The following is a 16,779-nucleotide window of genomic DNA, read 5'->3' on the forward strand; positions in this document are numbered from 1 at the left end:
GTCAGTTAATCCGAAGCGAGAGCACACCTCGTGAGCGCGATCAAAACTATTGACAGAATAATTGATTTTGGTTATATTATAACCAGCGGTTAGTAACCAGTGGTTACATGAAGAAACGGAGATGATCGAGATGAAAATTAAACAAATTTCCGAGCATATTTGGAGTTTGAAAACATGGCTGTTAATTCCGATTCATGTGTGGGTTGTGGTGGAGAAGGATGGTGTTATTCTCGTGGATGCGGGAATGGGTTTGATGACCAAAGGAATTTTATCTTTCATAGATAAACTGCAAGCAGGACCCCTTAAGGCGATCGTTCTGACTCACGGGCATTCCGATCATGTTGGAGCGATCAAACGTATTCAACAGCAGCATCAGGTACCTGTCTATGCGCATCGTATCGAGATGCCCTATATGGAAGGTAAGCTTCCCTATCCGAAACGAAAGAAAGTTGAACAGACGGTTGCTGCTGGCTTGGCAATACCGCTGAAGGAGGAGGCTTCTGGTGAGCTTGAGCTTGTCGGAGGATTAAGGCCGTATTTGACACCCGGTCATTCACCGGGCCATGTCGTTTATTATCATGAGCAGGATCAAGTGATGTTGGCAGGTGATTTGTTTACATCCAAGAAAGGCCAGCTTCGCAAGCCAATGGCGATGTTTACAGCGGATATGAAGGAAGCGATTGTCAGCAGTGAAATTGTGCGAAAGCTGCAGCCCAAACGACTTGAAGTCTGCCATGGTAATTCGGTCCTGCTGCCGGGAGAGCAAATCGATGCTTATATAGCCTCTAATAGCATATAATTTGGTCCACTTCAGGGGTGAACATAGCTGCATGAATAGGCGCCTTCTTTCTCGACCAAGCCGAATAGAAGACGCCTTAAATTACCTCCTATTTCACTAGGAACCCTTCACGGAATGGATTCAGAAACATTTTTGGAATTTCCGTTTCGAATTTCAGAAGAGCTCCTGTTCTAGGATGCACGAAGCTCAATACGCGCGCATGTAGGCCCAGCCGGTTAATCGCTTTGGATTTGGAGCCGTACTTCTTATCATTAACGATAGGATGACCAATGTCCTCCATATGTACCCGAATCTGATTCTTACGTCCAGTCTCAAGGGAAACCTCAAGTAAGGAGAAATTTTTATTGGACTGTATGACTTTATAATGGGTTATCGCGTGCAGTCCATCATTCGGGTAGTGGCTGGAATACATTTTCAACGTCTTACTTTCCTTCAACCATGAGTTAATTGTTCCTTCTGGTTTCTTGACCATGCCTTCAACCAAAGCGACATATGTGCGCTCCTTTACGGTTTCCTGCCATGAATTTTGCAGCTGCTGCTGTATTTCTTCACTCTTCGCAAACATCATAACTCCGGAAGTATCCCGATCCAGTCGATGTACGACAAAAATTCGATTATATTCATTTCCGCTCGCTCGTACATGAGCAGTCAGCTGCCTGTAGGCCGTCAGGTCTGTTTCTTTATCTGAGGCAATAGATAACAGGCCGGCATCCTTCACAACGATAATAAGATCCTCATCCTCATGCAGAATCGTAAGTCCGATAAGAGGAGGCATCTCGACTACTTTATCTTTGGATAGAGTAACCGTTTGTCCGACTTGGAGCTGATAATTAAAGGCGGTCACTACCTTGCCGTTAACTGAAATTTGACCGCGGCCCAGCATAGATTTGATCGCGTTTCGTCCGCCACTTGTAATGTTTTTCAATAAAAAAGGAAGCAGCTCCATCGGTTCTTGAACAACGAAGGGTTTACTTGTTGACTCACGGGCAGAACGATCCGTTACGGAAGTCATCTTGCTTCCTTTCACGTTAGGCTTGAGAGCGGGTCTGCCTTCTGAGCGCCTGCTTGGCGAGCTCTGTTTTCCATTGGGCTGACGCTTTGAATCTGTTTTACGTTTGTCCATTTATTACGCACACCGTCCTATCTAAGTTAACCTCCATATTAGCATGAAACGGCCTACCAAAGCTATGAGACCTCAAGTGCTCCAACGGTTCGAAACGGTTTCAAACCGTTCTCAGGAATAAAGCACCGAGCTGGAGATCTTCGCGGTAACGATTCGTACGGAGCGGTAGTACTCCCTTCTTGTGAACAGTTCATCCATATACGACGAACAAACCGATTAACCCTCAAGGGCTGATCGGTTTGTTCGTGATCGGAGGCAAGTCTACTTCTGATAAACGACTGGAAAATGTGGACCAGTCAGCAGCTCACCTGGTTCAACTGTAACGTATGGAAGCATCGCATGGCCGCCAATCGGCTCGTATCTCGTATGGCCTGGCATATAATGAACCGCGATTGCCCGGCGTTTCTTGTCTGAACGGTTATGCGGACTGCCGTGCCAAGTTAGGCAATGATGATAGCCGACCTGGCCTTTCTTGATTTCAAAAGGTACGGCTTCAACCTTTGCATGATTAGGCAGCATTTCAGGCTGTTTATGGAAGGGCAAGAAATCTTCTGTGCTGGAGAGATAGCGTTGGTGGTTGCCCCACTTGTGACTGCCTGGTACCATCCACATGCAGCCGTTCTCAATTATTGCATCGTCTAAAGCGACCCATGCGCTGACTAGGTCAGAGGGCTGAATGATCGGCCACAGCGGGTGATCCTGATGCCAAGCTGTCGGTCCGCCGGTTATTGGCGGCTTATATTGAATTTGATCATGCCAAATCCGCAAGGTATCGGTGTGAGAGAGCTGAGCGATTTCCTCGCAGATGGTTTGGTTAGCTGCATGTTTCAAGAATAGATCGCTAGCCATCCAAATATTGACGATTTGGACAACCTTAGAGCTAACCGTCATTTTCATATTGTCATAGGGAGAGTCGTCCTGAAGCATGTCACGGTTCAGAACCGGTTTTTTGACCGATTGCCCGTCCATGACGAGATCGAGTTCCTCGCGCAGCGCTTCTACCTCAGCATCATCCAGAACAACACTGCCCTTTAGAAATCCGTTGTTTTCAAACTCATTTAATTGTGCTTGACTTAACATGAGACTGACACCTCTTTTATAGGAATTGTGGTTGATAACGCAATCATAATGGATAACAGCAAGCTCGTATTTACATTAACGCAACAGGGTGTTGCACTTTTCAAACATCATCGAGTGATTCGGTTAAAGGAGATGCGAATTCATTGGACAGCTATCAATTAGGATCCATATATGAGATTCAGCCGACGGTTAATTTCATCGGTCATGCGGAAGCGGCTGCTGGTATTGCTTGGGGGCCGCGGTTCATCCCGGACTACCAGCTTTTTCATATCGTATCAGGAGAAGCTGAAGTTTATTATGGTGCAGAACATTATGTACTGGGGCCCGGAGATTGTACCTTCTACGGCCCCCAAGTTCCTCATAAGCTAGTTGTAATAAGACCCGTTGTTTATTTCAGCCTCCACTTTCAGCTGCGGCATTCATCGCCGGAGCCTCAGCATCCTGCCTACAACATTCAACCTTGCAGCGAGGGGGATTTACTTCAACATACGAAGCTTAACTACTATCTGGGTATTCCTAACCATGAACCTTTATTAATTCCACCTGTGTTCTCTATGCCAGCTTTGGAGTCAATCATGCTGCGTATTGCGAATGAATATCGGAATGAACAGACCGGCTATGCGATCGTGCTTCGCGCATTACTGACAGAATTGATTGCAAGCATCGTCAGAGATCGTTTAGCAGCACGTCCGCACTCACTAGAACGAACGAAGGTCGACCCAGCTCTTCGCGCAATCGCTATGCATCCGGAGAATAATTGGACGATTCCACAGCTGGCTGCGTTATGCGGCTATCATGTCATCTATTTCTCTTCCTTATTTAAGAAATGTACAGGTGTGAGTCCCAAGCAATATCTCATTACAGAGCGCATTCGCAAAGCTAAATCCTATCTATTGGGAGGGGAGAAGCTGGAAACTATTGCAGGCAAGCTAGGTTATACCAGCATTCACTATTTTTCGAGAAACTTTAAAGAGGAGACAGGTCTGAGCCCAACTGAATTTAAGCAGCAGGAGCAGTAAAAAGAACTAGCCTTATCGTCATTTTATGGAAATTTACATGGGCACTTCACATTTGAATCTAGTAATTTAGATATAATAGACAAAAGAGATAGCTGGTGTTACGATAACGACTGAGAGATTAGGAGATAATTGGAGGAAACTAAAGGCGTGAAACTACAAAAGAGGTTCAATATGAAGCAAAAGCTATTATTATCCGTTCTTGCTGCCGGACTCGTATTCGCCCCCCTACAAGGGCTGACCGGCAACACAGCCGCAGCTGCCGCACAGAGCTCAACAACTGCCATCCAGACAGCCAAGATTCAAGTTTTCATTGATGGGAAGAAGCTTTCACTTGCTCCAGCACCGGTAACGATAAAAGGCATAACCGTCGTCCCGATGCGATCTATCTTTACCGCACTACAGGCGACTTTGATTTGGGAGCCCTCGACAAAGACGATATTAGCAACGAAGGGCAGTACAACGATTACTCTGCAGCTTGGTTCTACTAAGGCTTATAAGAATGGTAAAGCTGTTACATTAACTGCACCACCACTGCAGATGAACGGCAGCACGATGGTACCGCTTCGGTTTGTAGCTGAGGCGCTGGGTGCTGAGGTTCAAATGGACAATGCGACGCAAGTGATTCGAATTACATCAGCGGAAGCCCTTTATAAGCAGCTTCTGGAAGCAGCTGCAAAAGCAAAAGAGTATGCTGATAAGCTTGCGGCAGCAACAGTGCTCACTACCAAACAAATTATAGATAAGAATGATAGCAAGGTTGTCATGATTACCACTAACGCTGGACAAGGCAGCGGCGTGGTCATTGGCACGAATCAAATTTTGACTAACCTACATGTTATGCAGGATGCAACATCAGGAAGTATTACCCTTCTGAACGGCAAAACGATTGAAATCCAAGGACTCGTTGGTTATGACGAGGATACAGATTTGGCAGTGATCCAGACGAAAGCACCGGTAAATGTTGCTCCCGTTTCAATTGGATTCAGAGCAAGCAAAGGGGATCATGTTGTTGCTATAGGCAGTCCGCTAGGCTTACAGAATACAGCCTCTGAAGGTATTATTAGCAACATCGTCAATGATTACCAAGAGACGTATCAGATTAGCGTTCCAATTGATCACGGCAGCTCTGGCGGGGGTTTGTTTAATGATCATGGCGAGCTCATTGGGATTACTTCTTCCGGTGTTGATGCGACCAATGCAAATTTGAATTTTGCCGTATCTGTTCTGAACATTCATATGCTTCTCTTCCAAATCGAAGATGAGCCGTTGGATAAAATCGCTTTTTTACCGAGTCAGCTTCCAGATACGCTCGTTGGTGCTTCTGATGACCAAATCCGCGAATTGCTGGAGAAGCAGTTCGCTGACATTCAAACGTCCCAAGGGACAACCAAGCTGAAGCACTTTGAAGTGAAACGCGATTCGGAGGGCTGGCTCGTTATTAGCGCCGTCATTGATCCGGCCTTCTACATGGTTTATGGCAATAGCTCTAATGATGATCTTCGTTACTGGGCAATTAACACCGGCTATGAGTTCACTAAATTGCTGCCTAAAGATACGATTCAGCTGACGGTTTACTATGATCAAACATTCAGCTATAAGCCTCGGGGCTTTACAGCAGATGAAGTGACCGCAAACGCGGATGGTACTTATCGTGTTCGTTTCCCAGTTATTGAAATGCAAGGAAAAGAGAAAATGATTGTTAAAGTTCGCACGTAATCAATGTAGAGGGCCGCTTCAGGTGGACAGCTTAGGCTGTGCTGCCGAGGCTGCCCTTCTTTTTTTTGTTGAATTTCGGTACAATAGAAGACATTAAGATAGACAAATGAGGGATTGAAACCAAATGAAAGTTGTACTGGCGACCTTGAACGCCAAATTTATCCATACTTCACTCGCGCTTCGCTGCCTGAAAGCTTTCAGTCAGCATGAATTTGATATTGATATCGCAGAATATACGATCAAAGATCCGGCTATGAACATTGTAGCGGATTTGTTCTCGCGAGACCCCGATGTTGTCGGATTCTCCTGTTATATATGGAATATTGAAGAGACCATAACCGTTATCGATATGCTGCGCAAAATTAAGCCTTCGATCCGAATCGTCCTTGGCGGTCCGGAAGTGAGCTACGATACTGCCTTTTGGCTGGAGCGGCTGACTCAGGTAGATTTTATCGTCGTTGGCGAAGGGGAAGAGACGTTCCACCACCTGCTGACCGAGCTGCGTGATAGCTGTAAGCTGCATATGGTATTTGGAGTTGCCTATCGCAAGGAACATGCCAATGGCGAGATTGAGATTATTGTCAATCCACCACGCCCGAAGCCAAGTCTAGCTTCGCTTCCGTCACCTCATCGCTTCCCAGAGGATGTGGCTAACCTAGGAAGTCGAGTTACTTATTTTGAGACAAGCAGGGGCTGTCCTTTCAGCTGCCAATTTTGTCTATCGAGTATTGAGGTTGGTGTCCGTTACTTCGATATTGAGCGTACCAAGGCGGACCTGCTGTACTTAATTGATTCCGGGGCAAAGCTTATTAAGTTCGTTGACCGTACCTTCAACATCAAGCGGGATTATGCGCTAGAGATGTTTCGATTCTTAATCGAAAATCATCGAGGCTGTGTATTCCAGTTTGAGATAACGGCTGATATTATGCGTCCTGAAGTGCTTGATTATTTGTCTGAGCATGCGCCTCCTGGTGTATTCCGATTCGAGATCGGGGTTCAGTCGACAAACGATATTACGAATGAAGCGGTTCAACGCCGGCAAAATTTTGCCAAGCTGACTCGCACCGTGATGAAGGTAAAAGAAAGCGGAAAGATCGATCAGCATCTTGATTTGATTGCCGGCCTCCCGCATGAGAATTACGATTCATTCCGTAAAACCTTCAATGACGTATTCGAACTGCGTCCCGAAGAAATGCAGCTTGGGTTTCTGAAGATGCTGCGTGGCACAGGTATGCGCCTTGATGCCGAGAAGCACGGATATATCTATATGGATCGCGCACCTTACGAAATTCTGGGCAATGATATTTTACCGTTCTCGGATATCGTAAGAATCAAACGCGTGGAAGATGTACTAGAGAAATATTGGAATGCACATCGAATGGATCATGCCCTCCTTTATCTAGTGGAGAGAGCTTTCACCTCACCATTCGACTTCTTCCAACAGTTCGGTGATTTCTGGGAAGGTCGCGGCTGGCAAAAAATCGGACATCAGCTGGAGGACTTGTTCTCACGGCTGTGGTCATTCTTGTCTGAGGCGCATTCGCTGCGAGCGAAGCAGGAAGGTCTTGTTTGGGAGCCGGATGTTGTGCTTGGCTTGATGAAGCTGGATTATTTCCTGGGACATAAATATAAGCCGCGCAAGCTATGGTGGGATTTTACGATGGACAAATCGGTCTGGAGCGGCTGGATGCAGCGTCTTGCTCAACGACCCGAGGAAGTATCCGAAGCGTTTCAGGCTCTCGGCCTTGCTGAGAGAGAGCTGCAAAAGCATGCAGTAATTGAGCTGCTTCCGTTTGATCTCGAACTTTACTTGCAGGAAGGCATCGTGTCCAAGGATAAGGAGACGCTCCTAATTGTGATTTATAATGGTGGCGGTAAAGAGGACGTGACGTCTGCTAAGCCATTTATGTTATCTTTAGTTAAAGCAGAGCATTCTTGAGCAGATTCTATGATTAGTGTTACAATGCAAGAGGTTTCATTAATAGCAAATAAGGGAGCGATACAGATGGTATTTCAGGCGAACAATGAGCGTTACGCTTCAATGACATATAACCGCTGCGGGCGGACAGGCCTTAAGCTTCCAGCCATTTCACTCGGATTATGGCATAACTTCGGTGGTGTTGATACTTACGAGAACGGACGCGCAATGCTCCACAGAGCATTTGATCTTGGAATTACTCATTTTGATTTGGCCAATAATTATGGGCCACCAGCGGGATCAGCGGAAGAGATGTTCGGTCGTATGATGGCTAGCGATTTCAAGCCTTACCGCGATGAAATGATTATTTCGTCAAAAGCGGGCTACTACATGTGGCCGGGACCTTATGGCGAATGGGGTTCACGCAAATATTTAATCGCAAGCCTCGAGCAAAGCTTGAAGAGGATGGCAGTCGATTATGTCGATATTTTCTACTCCCACCGTCCAGATCCCGAAACGCCACTTGAAGAAACAATGGGTGCATTGGACTCGATGGTACGTTCAGGCAAAGCTTTGTATGTGGGAATCTCCAGTTATAATGCCGCTCAAACGGCTGAAGCTATTGCGATTATGAAACGTCTTGGAACACCGCTTGTTATCCATCAGCCGAGCTATAACATGTTCGATCGTTGGATCGAAGAAGATGGCTTACAGGATGTGCTGGAAGAGAACGGTGTAGGCAGTATTGCTTTCTGTCCACTTGCACAAGGACTGCTCACTAATAAATATTTGGGTGGTATTCCATCTGATTCGCGTGCGGCAAGCACAACGGGTGCTTTGAATGAGAATGCGGTAACGCCGGATCGGATTGCTAGACTGCAAAAGCTAAATGCCATAGCTGCTGAGCGCGGTCAGTCACTTGCTCAGATGTCTCTAGCTTGGGTGCTGCGTGGTGGACGTGTGACTTCGGCCTTGATCGGCGCAAGCCGTGTTAGCCAAATCGAGGACAACGTTGCTGCGTTGAATAATTTGGCTTTCTCAAGCGAAGAACTCGAGCAGATTGAAGCTATTCTGCGTTAATGAAAGGGCTCAACGTAAATTAAGTGCCTGATGTGTCGCGAAGAAGCCCGCTGCGCGGACGGATCATTCTTACGATCGCTGTTGTCTCCCTATTTCCTTGATTCTATCCCTTAGGGGTAGAAATAAGGAGACAAAGGCGAACGCTATCGCTTCTTCAGAACGATTCCGTCCGCTTCGCTATGTACTTCGTGAACTCGTGAACTCGTGATGGCAAGCACTGATTATGGTTGAGAACCGATGAAAGATAGACAAAAAGCCTTTCGCCCATTAGAGCGAAAGGCTTTTTGTGCTCTCGTAAGGGAAGCTATTACTGCAGCCTACGAGTGTTTGGGTGATGCAAAAAAAGCTGATAGACCGAGGTCTACCAGCTTTTCTCTATGAAAGCAGGAGCATCGGTGAATATCACCTTGGCTTCAAATAATCGATGTGAAATTTTATCAAGACCTAACTCAACATCATATCAGAGCTGTCAGAAACAGTCTATATTTTTTTTGGTTTTTACTTTAAATTAGGTGATGCAATAACAAATAACGAATGGAATGGGGCCTGAGTGGAATGGATAGAGATGAGCATTGTCCGATAAGTAAGGCGTATTTAACCAAATGTTTTAAAGAAGTTCTTGGCATAACGAGTAAGATCACAAACCTAACCAACTTTCATGGCGGTGCGCAAAAAACAGTATTCAAAGTCCAATTTGAGGATGGATTGCAGCTTGTTCTGTATATTTGGGATTTAACTAGTAATTACTTTGAAGAGGAAATTAATACATCAACGGATGAACATGAATCCTTCGGTGCAGAGCTATTCGAGAACAATAATCGGTTTCTGATTCATCAAGGAATCAAGACACCGGCCCTCTATTACATGAATAAAGAGAGAACGCAGTACCCCTTCGATTTTGCGATTGTGGAGTATGTATCAGGTGATAATTTAAGTGAATTCATTAATTCTGAATCGGGAGTTGAGGCTATCGTTTTTGATAGATTCGCTCAGCTGCTGGAGCGCATGCACAGTATTCGGAGTATGGGATGGGGACAGGTGGGGAAAGTGAAGCATACGGAGCCCTGCCATCGCATGGTCTATGACAATACGCTGGAGGCTATTCGTTACACTTGCGGCTATGTAGAGGTATTCGCTATGAATGAAAGCCGGTTGGTTGAGATGCTTCAACGATTGAATGCGGCGATTCGTCCTAGGCAAGATTATGGCTTCATTCATGATGAGTTAGGTCCGGATCATGTACTAGTGAATGATAAGCTTGAGCCTTACTTAATAGACATTGAAGGCGCAAGGTGGTTCGATATCGAGCATGAGCACAGCTTCCTGCAATTCAGATTCGAGAACTACAATCGTTATCTATCTCGAACGGATCTGGACGAGGATCGCATGCGGTTCTATAAACTGTGCCATCATCTATCCTGCGCGTCGGGTGGTTTGAAGCTCATGCAGCGAGGCTTTCCGAACCAGAAGCTGGCTAAGGAGATCTTCGAATCTAACGTGCAGAGCTCATTGAATTTCCTCCGTTAACTATAACGCGCCGAAAGACCTATACAGGCAACTCCAGCTAAGATGAGCAGACATCCAGTAATTTTTAAGGCGGACAAGGATTCATTAAAGATATAGTAGGCACCGACAATGGAGATGATGTACGCCAAGCTTTGAATCGGATAAGCAAGGCCGAGATCGACTTTAGAGACGATATAGAGCCACAACACAGTGGCACAAGCATAAATAAATAAGCCTCCGATAATATAGGGTGAGAACATAAGCTCAATTATGGAGCGAAGGCTTTCAAAAGGCTTATCACGCTGCATTAACCCATATTTCCAAAGGAATTGTCCTGTGACCAACATCAGTGTATTAGCAAGAATGAGTATTAATTGCATGAAGCTCAATTTATTTCACGTCCCTTAACTTGGTCTTGCAGTTCTAAGATTTTCTTTTCCATAACGGCGAATTCCTGTGTTAACACCTTCATTCGCTCAGAATATTTAGATAAACTAATCGTTTGCCTCACTAATAATCCCAATATGAAAATAATCGTCACAAGAAAGACAAAAGTTGGCATATAGGATATGCCAATCCATAACGCAAATCGATTAAGGAGCGGAATACAGATTGCAGCCATGACTCCTGCAATGGCTGTAACCAGCCACAGGAAGGCATATCGGTCCTTTAGTTTATGCGTAACGGTAAAAGAAATAATAAGTCCTAAGAATAGGAGGGTAATGATTACAGCGACTAATTGGTTCATAGTTGGTATGGATCCTTTCCTTAAGAGAAACTTTTGCGAATGAGTGAGAACATGGTTACTTTTAGCATATAATAGATGGATTTTGACCAGTTGATGGACGAGGTTCCACCTTGTCTCCCACGCATTTCGACGTGGATTTCTTTTACTTTTCGTTTCTGCTTGGATAGGCTAATAAGGACCTCTACCTCTGGATAATCTGTTGGGTAAGTACGGGAAAAAAGCTCGATAGTCGAGCGGCTTACGATTCGAAAGCCTGAGGTAGGATCATAAATGCGAGTCCCTGTAAGCAGGAAGACGAGCACATGAAAATAGAAAATACCAAGTCGGCGGGATAGGCTTCCACGGTAGCTGCTCGATTCAACGAAACGAGAACCGATTACCATATCGTAATTGGTTGTTTGAATTTCTTCGACAAGCTTGGCGATATCCTCAGGACGATGCTGTCCATCTGCATCTAGTTGAATGGCATATTGATAACCGTTCTGATCGGCATATCGATAACCGCTTTGCATAGAACCGCCAATCCCTAAATTCACGGCATGACGAAGGGAGGGGAAGCCTTCTTGGCGAATAATAGCCGATGTACGGTCCTTAGAGCCATCATCAATAACGACAAAATCATAAGGAGTATGCAGCTTTAGCTCATGAATGGTGCGAGCAATATTTGCCTCCTCGTTAAAGGCAGGAATAATGACGAGAATATGACTTTTACTAACATTTTGCATATATAGTAAACCTTCTCTCCTCTGGTTTTACAATCTAATTTCTATAAAACAAACTTTGTATAGTATAATAGAAAAATGTTACACATGGATACCGCAATTTTTGGGAAGGAGTTTTATTATTGTTTTCTTTACAATCTGAACCACCTAAGATTCGAAAATTCGTCTTTCTTATCGTAGCAATCGTATTTCTTGTAAATGTGATCGTTGTATTAGCTTTAGGTGACCACTTTCTTCTTGGCTCCTATGAGAAGAGAAATAATGATGATGTGAAATATGTCTATGCAGCACAGATGCTGCTAGAAAAGCATACCCTTGTTTATAACAGCGGGGATAAGCCGACCAATTTCATAATGCCGACCATACCGGTTCTATTGAGTGGGTTCCTAACCTTCCTGGATAGAGATGCTGCAGTGATGGGGTTTAGACTTCTACAATGCTTGATGCAGGCGATATCTGTCTTTCTAATCTTTGTACTGGCAAGAGAAGTTGCGAACCGTAAGGTGGCTGTTGTTGCTATGATTCTGTCCGCACTCTACATTCCTGATTTATTTGCCTCTGGTGCGATCCTAACAGAATCGACGTTTAAACTGCTCTTATTGTTGCTCATTTGCAGTACAATAAATGCTATTCGCACAAAAAAAGCTAGTGCATACGTTCTCGTTGGCATCATGTTGGGTCTGTCATGCTATGTAAAACCCCAAAGCGCTTTGTTTCCAATTTGTCTTTTGATCTTATGGCTGGTTCATCATTACAGTTGGAAGGAAATTGTGAAATTCACAGCAATTGTAGGCATTTGCAGTATGACACTGCTATCCCCCTGGTGGATTCGTAACTATTCCATCTTTCATGAATTTATACCGTTTACCAAATCAACGGGAAATCCTATGCTGCTTGGTGCGCTTATTAAACGAGGAGCACCGCCAAAAGGTTTTTTTGAAGAATTCCCGGAATATAAGGATAATAAGCTATTTGGTGTTAACGACACGGCGCAGAAACTTGCCGCACAGCGTGTTATAGCATACGGCTTCAAGCATAAACCGCTTGATTATACGTATTGGTTCACCGTGGGAAAATCGATCCAGCTATTTGATACGCCGTTCTATTCACGGCCAGTGCCTGGGCTTCCTCGATCGTCGATTAATGTTCTTCATATATTTTACGTATTCATAGGCTTCTCGGGTATTGTCATCACTACTCTGAGAAGACGGGTGAAGCAGACACTGCCGATCCTGCTGCCATTTGTTTATTTCTGGCTCATTCATCTCCCATTTATTACGTTTGCTCGCTACGGGTATCCGCTCATGAGTCTATTAACGATATTCGCAGCGGCTGCTATTGTTGCCATAATAGAAATACGAAGTAAACGCAAGCATAACTCTAGTACCCTTATACAGGGGTAAGAACAACAAAAGAGGCATTCTGAGATGTTTATCCCAGGGTGCCTCTTTGTTGTTCTTTAAGGGGTAACGCTCCGTAAAACGGTTAAATTACCATCCAGCTCATAAGCGCCAAGGCTTGCAGGGAGCAGGAAGCATTCGCCAGCTTTGAGCTCTAGTTTGCCGTCTTCCCAGCTAAGCGAGCCGGTTCCTTCGGCGATGACGAGAATAACGAAACTCTCTTGTGTTGTGGATAGCTTCCAAGGTGCACGTACGAGCCCTTTCTCCACAATAAAATACGGTGATTCTGCAATTTGAAGCCATTCATTGTCACCAATATTATCGGTCTTCATACGGCTTGCTCCAGCACCTTCATAAGCGGTTACGTTAAGCGAATCTTCAACATGCAGCTCGCGAAGCTTACCATCAAGACCTGGACGGTTGTAGTCGAACACACGGTAGGTTGTATCGGAATTCTGTTGAATCTCGGCAACCACTACACCTGCACATAGTGCATGAACGGTACCCGCTGGAATGTAGAAGGCATCTCCCGCCGCTACAGGTACTTCCTGGAGCGTATCCATTACACGGCCTTCTTCAATCGCGGCAGCAAGGGCAGCGCGATCTACGCCATCTTTTAATCCGTAAATGATCTTTGCGCCTGGCTTTGCATCAAGAACGTACCACATTTCTGTTTTGCCAAGCTCGCCCTTTGGAAGTCCTTCGTAGGAATCGGTCGGATGTACTTGGATGGAGAGGTCATCATTACAATCAAGCAGCTTGATAAGTAGAGGGAAGCGGCCCCCTTCGGCATAACCCTTCGTACCGAAGAATTCACGTCCATAGCGCTCGCGTATGTCATCAAGCCCGAGTCCAGCAAGCTCTCCATTCATAACCTTAGTCGTACCATTCGGGTGGTCGCCAATCATCCAACCCTCACCGATTGATCCTTCTGGCAGTGTCAGACCGAACTGCTCAAGCGCTCGTCCACCCCAAATGCGTTCCTTCATTTCTGGTTTAAATTGTAAGGGATAAGCCTTAGTCATTGGGTTAATCTCCTTTATCTCTATGTAGTAGATACTGCTGTTTACTTGGATGCAGGCTGAAACATTTCTAAGAATTCACCATCAGGGCCATAGAAGAAGAAGTAGCGGCTCCCATTTGGCAATGTCGAAATCTCCGTGTCCCTTAATGGAACGCCAAGTCCTTGGATACGAGCAAACTCAGCTTCGACATCATCAACGGTAAAGGCCACATGGTGGGTAAGGCCCTCCGCCGGCAGTTCGCCTTGGTAACCCTCAATGAGTTCGATTTCGGATTCGCGTGCTTCAGCTCCAGCTAGAAAGGCAAGACGAATAACGCCATTGGAATGAGGTAATGTGTATAAGTACGTCAAACCGACAATTTCTGTATAAAAGGCAATTGATTTCTCCAAATCTTTAACCATAATACCAACATGCTCTAATTTACGTACGGCCATTTGGGTTTCCTCCTCGTAATCGTCTCAAATTGTTCATTGCTCCATCATAAAGCTTATGTGGGAAAAGGGGCTATAGTTTTTCGATCGCCACTAAAAAAGGTGCGTCGGACCGCTGTATCCTTTTGTAAACAACAGCCTGTCCGATTTGCTGTGGCAAGTTGGCAGCCCATTGCTCTACCGCAATCGTTTCTGCATCTCCTCCAGAGTGACCGGGATAAAGCACAATTGTGAGGATTCCGCCTTTGCGCAGCAGCATAATTGCAGACTGAAGTGCGATAAGTGTTGGTTCTGTCAGAGTAATAATACTTGGGTCTGCACCTGGAAGGTAGCCAAGATTGAACATAATTGCGGCGATTTGACCTTGAGAATTAACAGCTATATGATTAGCCATCACTTCGTGGCTGTCAAGCACCAGATGCAGCTTCGGAAGTGGGTATTCTTTCATCGAATTCGCTCTGGAAGGAGCTGGACCTTCAGCCTGTGAGGCATGTTCGACTGCTTGTACGGGAAGCGATGCGTTCAGACGCTCTGCCGTTCTCGTGAGAGCTTGCTCCTGAATGTCGAATGCATACAACGTGCCGCGTGATCCGACAAGCTCTGCTAGAAATTGAGCATCTACGCCATTCCCGCAGGTTGCATCTACTACCGTATCCCCTGGTTGAACACGCTCTTTAATGAGTTTATGTGCCATACTCAGCACGGATAGAAAACCCATTTATTTGGCCTCCCACAATCGGCCTTGCCAGGTATTACGGCGGCGCAGCTCATCGTCAATGGCATTGAGCACTTCCCATTTCTTAAGACTCCACATGGGCCCGATTAATAGATCGCGCGGGGCGTCACCCGTTAATCGGTGGACAATGATGTCTGGGGGCAGCAGTTCAAGTGTATCGCCAATTAGTTTCACGTACTCCTCTTGATCGAGAAACCGCAGCAAGCCTGCTTCGTACTGCTTAACCATTGGTGTTTTGCGCATGAGATGGAGGAGATGGATCTTAATTCCCTGCACATCCATCGCAGCAACAGCTCTGCTAGTGTCGAGCATCATCTCATGTGTCTCTTGAGGCAAACCATAGATAACGTGTGCGCACACCCGGATTCCACGTGCTCGAAGTCGCTTAACAGCATCGATATAACAGGCGGTATCATGAGCTCGATTAATGAGTGTCGAGGTGGATTCATGAACAGTCTGAAGTCCCATCTCTATCCATAGATAGGTTCGTTCATTCAGCTCAGCCAGATAGTCGACGACATCATCAGGCAAGCAGTCGGGTCTTGTGGCGATGGATAAGCCGACCACACCTGGCTGGACCAAGATCGCTTCATAATATTCCCGCAGCTCGTCAACCGGTGCGTAGGTATTTGTGTATGCCTGGAAATAACCAATGTAGCGGGCATTAGGCCACTTCTGATGCTGCAAGTCACGAATCTTATTAAATTGTGTGACGAGATCATCTCTTCGGCTTCCTGCAAAATCGCCTGAACCACGCGCACTGCAGAAGGTGCAGCCGCCTGCGGCGATTGAACCATCGCGATTGGGACAAGTAAATCCAGCATCGAGCATCACTTTAAACACTTTTCCGCCGAATTGCTCTCGCATTTCGTAGTTCCATGTATGAAAACGTTTGTCGCTCCATAGCCTAGGCTCTATGGAAGAGAACTCGGGTTGAGACTGTACCTGCATTTTAAATGCTCCTCTTTCTTACTTCAATATCGCTTCAATTGCGTTCCTCTAATCATAACGAAATTTGCTTAGAAACGCCATGCTGCAAACAAGTTTTGGATCACGAACAGCTGTATTCGATGTAGGGACAGTATCAAAATAGCTGGAAATTCACCGAGATTTATTTTAGAAAAGGGCTTGCTATACCTAACATGAAGTGTTATATTAAAAGGGCGATAGATCAACGTTTGAATCCATTTCACCCCACTTTCAATCACTTGTCATAGCAGGTCGAATTGCTGGAAAAAAGGTTTTAAATAAAACCGCGAGGTGATGAGTAATGAGCACACAAGTTAAGATTCCCCAAGGGGACGAGAAGGTAATGGTAGAACTAACTAGAAAAGAATTAATGGCACTTGCTGGCATCCGTTTTTACGGGAACCATAATGTTGAAGTATCCGCTCGCAAGAAGCTGAATGAAGTATTGGAGTCTGCGCAAGCTCAGCCGAGCCAATTACTGAATTAAAATAAATATACATTTACAAT

General features: G+C 45.4%; 17 protein-coding genes. 8 read left to right on the forward strand and 9 right to left on the reverse strand.

The window, feature by feature from the left end:
• The first annotated feature begins 130 nt into the window (after positions 1–130).
• A complete protein-coding gene (locus EKN16_RS30605) occupies positions 131–799 on the forward strand; it encodes an MBL fold metallo-hydrolase (protein ID WP_125665238.1) in 669 nt (222 codons plus the stop codon).
• An 88-nt stretch (positions 800–887) separates the two neighbouring features.
• On the opposite strand, the gene EKN16_RS30610 is transcribed toward EKN16_RS30605, so the two are convergent.
• Both EKN16_RS30610 and EKN16_RS30615 read right to left on the reverse strand, forming a co-directional pair.
• Entirely contained in the window at positions 888–1,922 is a 1,035-nt protein-coding gene (locus EKN16_RS30610) for an RluA family pseudouridine synthase (RefSeq protein ID WP_125665240.1), read from the reverse strand.
• Between the two features lie 261 nt (positions 1,923–2,183).
• Positions 2,184–3,002: a phytanoyl-CoA dioxygenase family protein gene (locus EKN16_RS30615; RefSeq protein WP_125665242.1), complete on the reverse strand. Its 819-nt coding sequence runs from the start codon at positions 3,000–3,002 to the stop codon at positions 2,184–2,186.
• A gap of 143 nt (positions 3,003–3,145) precedes the next feature.
• On the opposite strand from EKN16_RS30615, the gene EKN16_RS30620 reads away from it, so the two are divergent.
• From EKN16_RS30620 to EKN16_RS30640, 5 genes are all read left to right on the forward strand, one after another.
• Positions 3,146–4,021 (forward strand): helix-turn-helix domain-containing protein, encoded by an 876-nt coding sequence (locus EKN16_RS30620; RefSeq protein WP_125665244.1) that lies wholly within the window; start codon positions 3,146–3,148, stop codon positions 4,019–4,021.
• 147 nt (positions 4,022–4,168) lie between these two features.
• Positions 4,169–5,737, forward strand: coding sequence for a stalk domain-containing protein (locus EKN16_RS30625; protein ID WP_125665246.1), 1,569 nt, complete (start codon positions 4,169–4,171; stop codon positions 5,735–5,737).
• Between the two features lie 124 nt (positions 5,738–5,861).
• A complete protein-coding gene (locus tag EKN16_RS30630) occupies positions 5,862–7,676 on the forward strand; it encodes a B12-binding domain-containing radical SAM protein (RefSeq protein ID WP_125665248.1) in 1,815 nt (604 codons plus the stop codon).
• A 66-nt stretch (positions 7,677–7,742) separates the two neighbouring features.
• Positions 7,743–8,735 carry an L-glyceraldehyde 3-phosphate reductase gene (gene mgrA / locus EKN16_RS30635; protein ID WP_125665250.1) on the forward strand — a complete coding sequence of 331 codons (993 nt, stop codon included), beginning with the start codon at positions 7,743–7,745 and terminating at the stop codon, positions 8,733–8,735.
• A 555-nt stretch (positions 8,736–9,290) separates the two neighbouring features.
• Entirely contained in the window at positions 9,291–10,262 is a 972-nt protein-coding gene (locus EKN16_RS30640; protein WP_164523060.1) for a phosphotransferase, read from the forward strand.
• On the opposite strand, the gene EKN16_RS30645 is transcribed toward EKN16_RS30640, so the two are convergent.
• The 3 genes from EKN16_RS30645 to EKN16_RS30655 are packed head-to-tail and all read right to left on the reverse strand — an operon-like array spanning position 10,259 to position 11,714.
• Positions 10,259–10,621 (reverse strand): EamA family transporter, encoded by a 363-nt coding sequence (locus EKN16_RS30645; RefSeq protein WP_232016109.1) that lies wholly within the window; start codon positions 10,619–10,621, stop codon positions 10,259–10,261. The genes EKN16_RS30640 and EKN16_RS30645 overlap by 4 nt on opposite strands.
• Before the next feature lie 5 nt (positions 10,622–10,626).
• Entirely contained in the window at positions 10,627–10,989 is a 363-nt protein-coding gene (locus tag EKN16_RS30650; protein WP_125665256.1) for a DUF2304 domain-containing protein, read from the reverse strand.
• 20 nt (positions 10,990–11,009) lie between these two features.
• Positions 11,010–11,714, reverse strand: a complete 705-nt coding sequence (locus EKN16_RS30655) for a glycosyltransferase family 2 protein (RefSeq protein WP_125665258.1) — start codon at positions 11,712–11,714, stop codon at positions 11,010–11,012.
• A 119-nt stretch (positions 11,715–11,833) separates the two neighbouring features.
• Here EKN16_RS30655 and EKN16_RS30660 point away from each other — a divergent pair, with 119 nt between their 5' ends.
• Complete coding sequence (locus EKN16_RS30660) at positions 11,834–13,114, forward strand: ArnT family glycosyltransferase (RefSeq protein ID WP_125665260.1); 1,281 nt, start codon at positions 11,834–11,836, stop codon at positions 13,112–13,114.
• 56 nt (positions 13,115–13,170) lie between these two features.
• Here the strand turns inward: EKN16_RS30660 and EKN16_RS30665 are convergent, their stop codons facing one another.
• From EKN16_RS30665 to EKN16_RS30680, 4 genes are all read right to left on the reverse strand, one after another.
• Complete coding sequence (locus EKN16_RS30665) at positions 13,171–14,136, reverse strand: type I phosphomannose isomerase catalytic subunit (protein ID WP_125665262.1); 966 nt, start codon at positions 14,134–14,136, stop codon at positions 13,171–13,173.
• Positions 14,137–14,177: 41 nt separating this feature from the next.
• Entirely contained in the window at positions 14,178–14,570 is a 393-nt protein-coding gene (locus tag EKN16_RS30670; protein ID WP_125665264.1) for a VOC family protein, read from the reverse strand.
• A gap of 70 nt (positions 14,571–14,640) precedes the next feature.
• Positions 14,641–15,285, reverse strand: a complete 645-nt coding sequence (locus EKN16_RS30675) for a class I SAM-dependent methyltransferase (protein WP_125665266.1) — start codon at positions 15,283–15,285, stop codon at positions 14,641–14,643.
• Entirely contained in the window at positions 15,286–16,254 is a 969-nt protein-coding gene (locus EKN16_RS30680; protein ID WP_125665268.1) for a tRNA modification radical SAM protein MnmL/YtqA, read from the reverse strand. It lies immediately after the preceding gene.
• A 319-nt stretch (positions 16,255–16,573) separates the two neighbouring features.
• On the opposite strand from EKN16_RS30680, the gene EKN16_RS30685 reads away from it, so the two are divergent.
• Positions 16,574–16,759: a hypothetical protein gene (locus EKN16_RS30685; RefSeq protein ID WP_125665270.1), complete on the forward strand. Its 186-nt coding sequence runs from the start codon at positions 16,574–16,576 to the stop codon at positions 16,757–16,759.
• The last annotated feature ends 20 nt before the right edge of the window (positions 16,760–16,779 follow it).

The sequence above is a fragment of the Paenibacillus baekrokdamisoli genome, from assembly GCF_003945345.1.
GTDB classification, from domain to species: Bacteria; Bacillota; Bacilli; order Paenibacillales; family Paenibacillaceae; genus Paenibacillus_Z; species Paenibacillus_Z baekrokdamisoli.

What these genes read in the sequence shown, in the direction of transcription:
- EKN16_RS30675 (WP_125665266.1), bottom strand. Translation starts at nt 15,285, where the DNA reads ATGGGTTTTCTATCCGTGCTGAGTATGGCACATAAACTCATTAAAGAG.
- EKN16_RS30645 (WP_232016109.1), bottom strand. Translation starts at nt 10,621, where the DNA reads ATGCAATTAATACTCATTCTTGCTAATACACTGATGTTGGTCACAGGA.
- EKN16_RS30665 (WP_125665262.1), bottom strand. Translation starts at nt 14,136, where the DNA reads ATGACTAAGGCTTATCCCTTACAATTTAAACCAGAAATGAAGGAACGC.
- EKN16_RS30655 (WP_125665258.1), bottom strand. Translation starts at nt 11,714, where the DNA reads ATGCAAAATGTTAGTAAAAGTCATATTCTCGTCATTATTCCTGCCTTT.
- EKN16_RS30670 (WP_125665264.1), bottom strand. Translation starts at nt 14,570, where the DNA reads ATGGCCGTACGTAAATTAGAGCATGTTGGTATTATGGTTAAAGATTTG.
- EKN16_RS30630 (WP_125665248.1), top strand. Translation starts at nt 5,862, where the DNA reads ATGAAAGTTGTACTGGCGACCTTGAACGCCAAATTTATCCATACTTCA.
- EKN16_RS30680 (WP_125665268.1), bottom strand. Translation starts at nt 16,254, where the DNA reads ATGCAGGTACAGTCTCAACCCGAGTTCTCTTCCATAGAGCCTAGGCTA.
- EKN16_RS30605 (WP_125665238.1), top strand. Translation starts at nt 131, where the DNA reads ATGAAAATTAAACAAATTTCCGAGCATATTTGGAGTTTGAAAACATGG.
- EKN16_RS30640 (WP_164523060.1), top strand. Translation starts at nt 9,291, where the DNA reads ATGGATAGAGATGAGCATTGTCCGATAAGTAAGGCGTATTTAACCAAA.
- mgrA (WP_125665250.1), top strand. Translation starts at nt 7,743, where the DNA reads ATGGTATTTCAGGCGAACAATGAGCGTTACGCTTCAATGACATATAAC.
- EKN16_RS30650 (WP_125665256.1), bottom strand. Translation starts at nt 10,989, where the DNA reads ATGAACCAATTAGTCGCTGTAATCATTACCCTCCTATTCTTAGGACTT.
- EKN16_RS30610 (WP_125665240.1), bottom strand. Translation starts at nt 1,922, where the DNA reads ATGGACAAACGTAAAACAGATTCAAAGCGTCAGCCCAATGGAAAACAG.
- EKN16_RS30615 (WP_125665242.1), bottom strand. Translation starts at nt 3,002, where the DNA reads ATGTTAAGTCAAGCACAATTAAATGAGTTTGAAAACAACGGATTTCTA.
- EKN16_RS30685 (WP_125665270.1), top strand. Translation starts at nt 16,574, where the DNA reads ATGAGCACACAAGTTAAGATTCCCCAAGGGGACGAGAAGGTAATGGTA.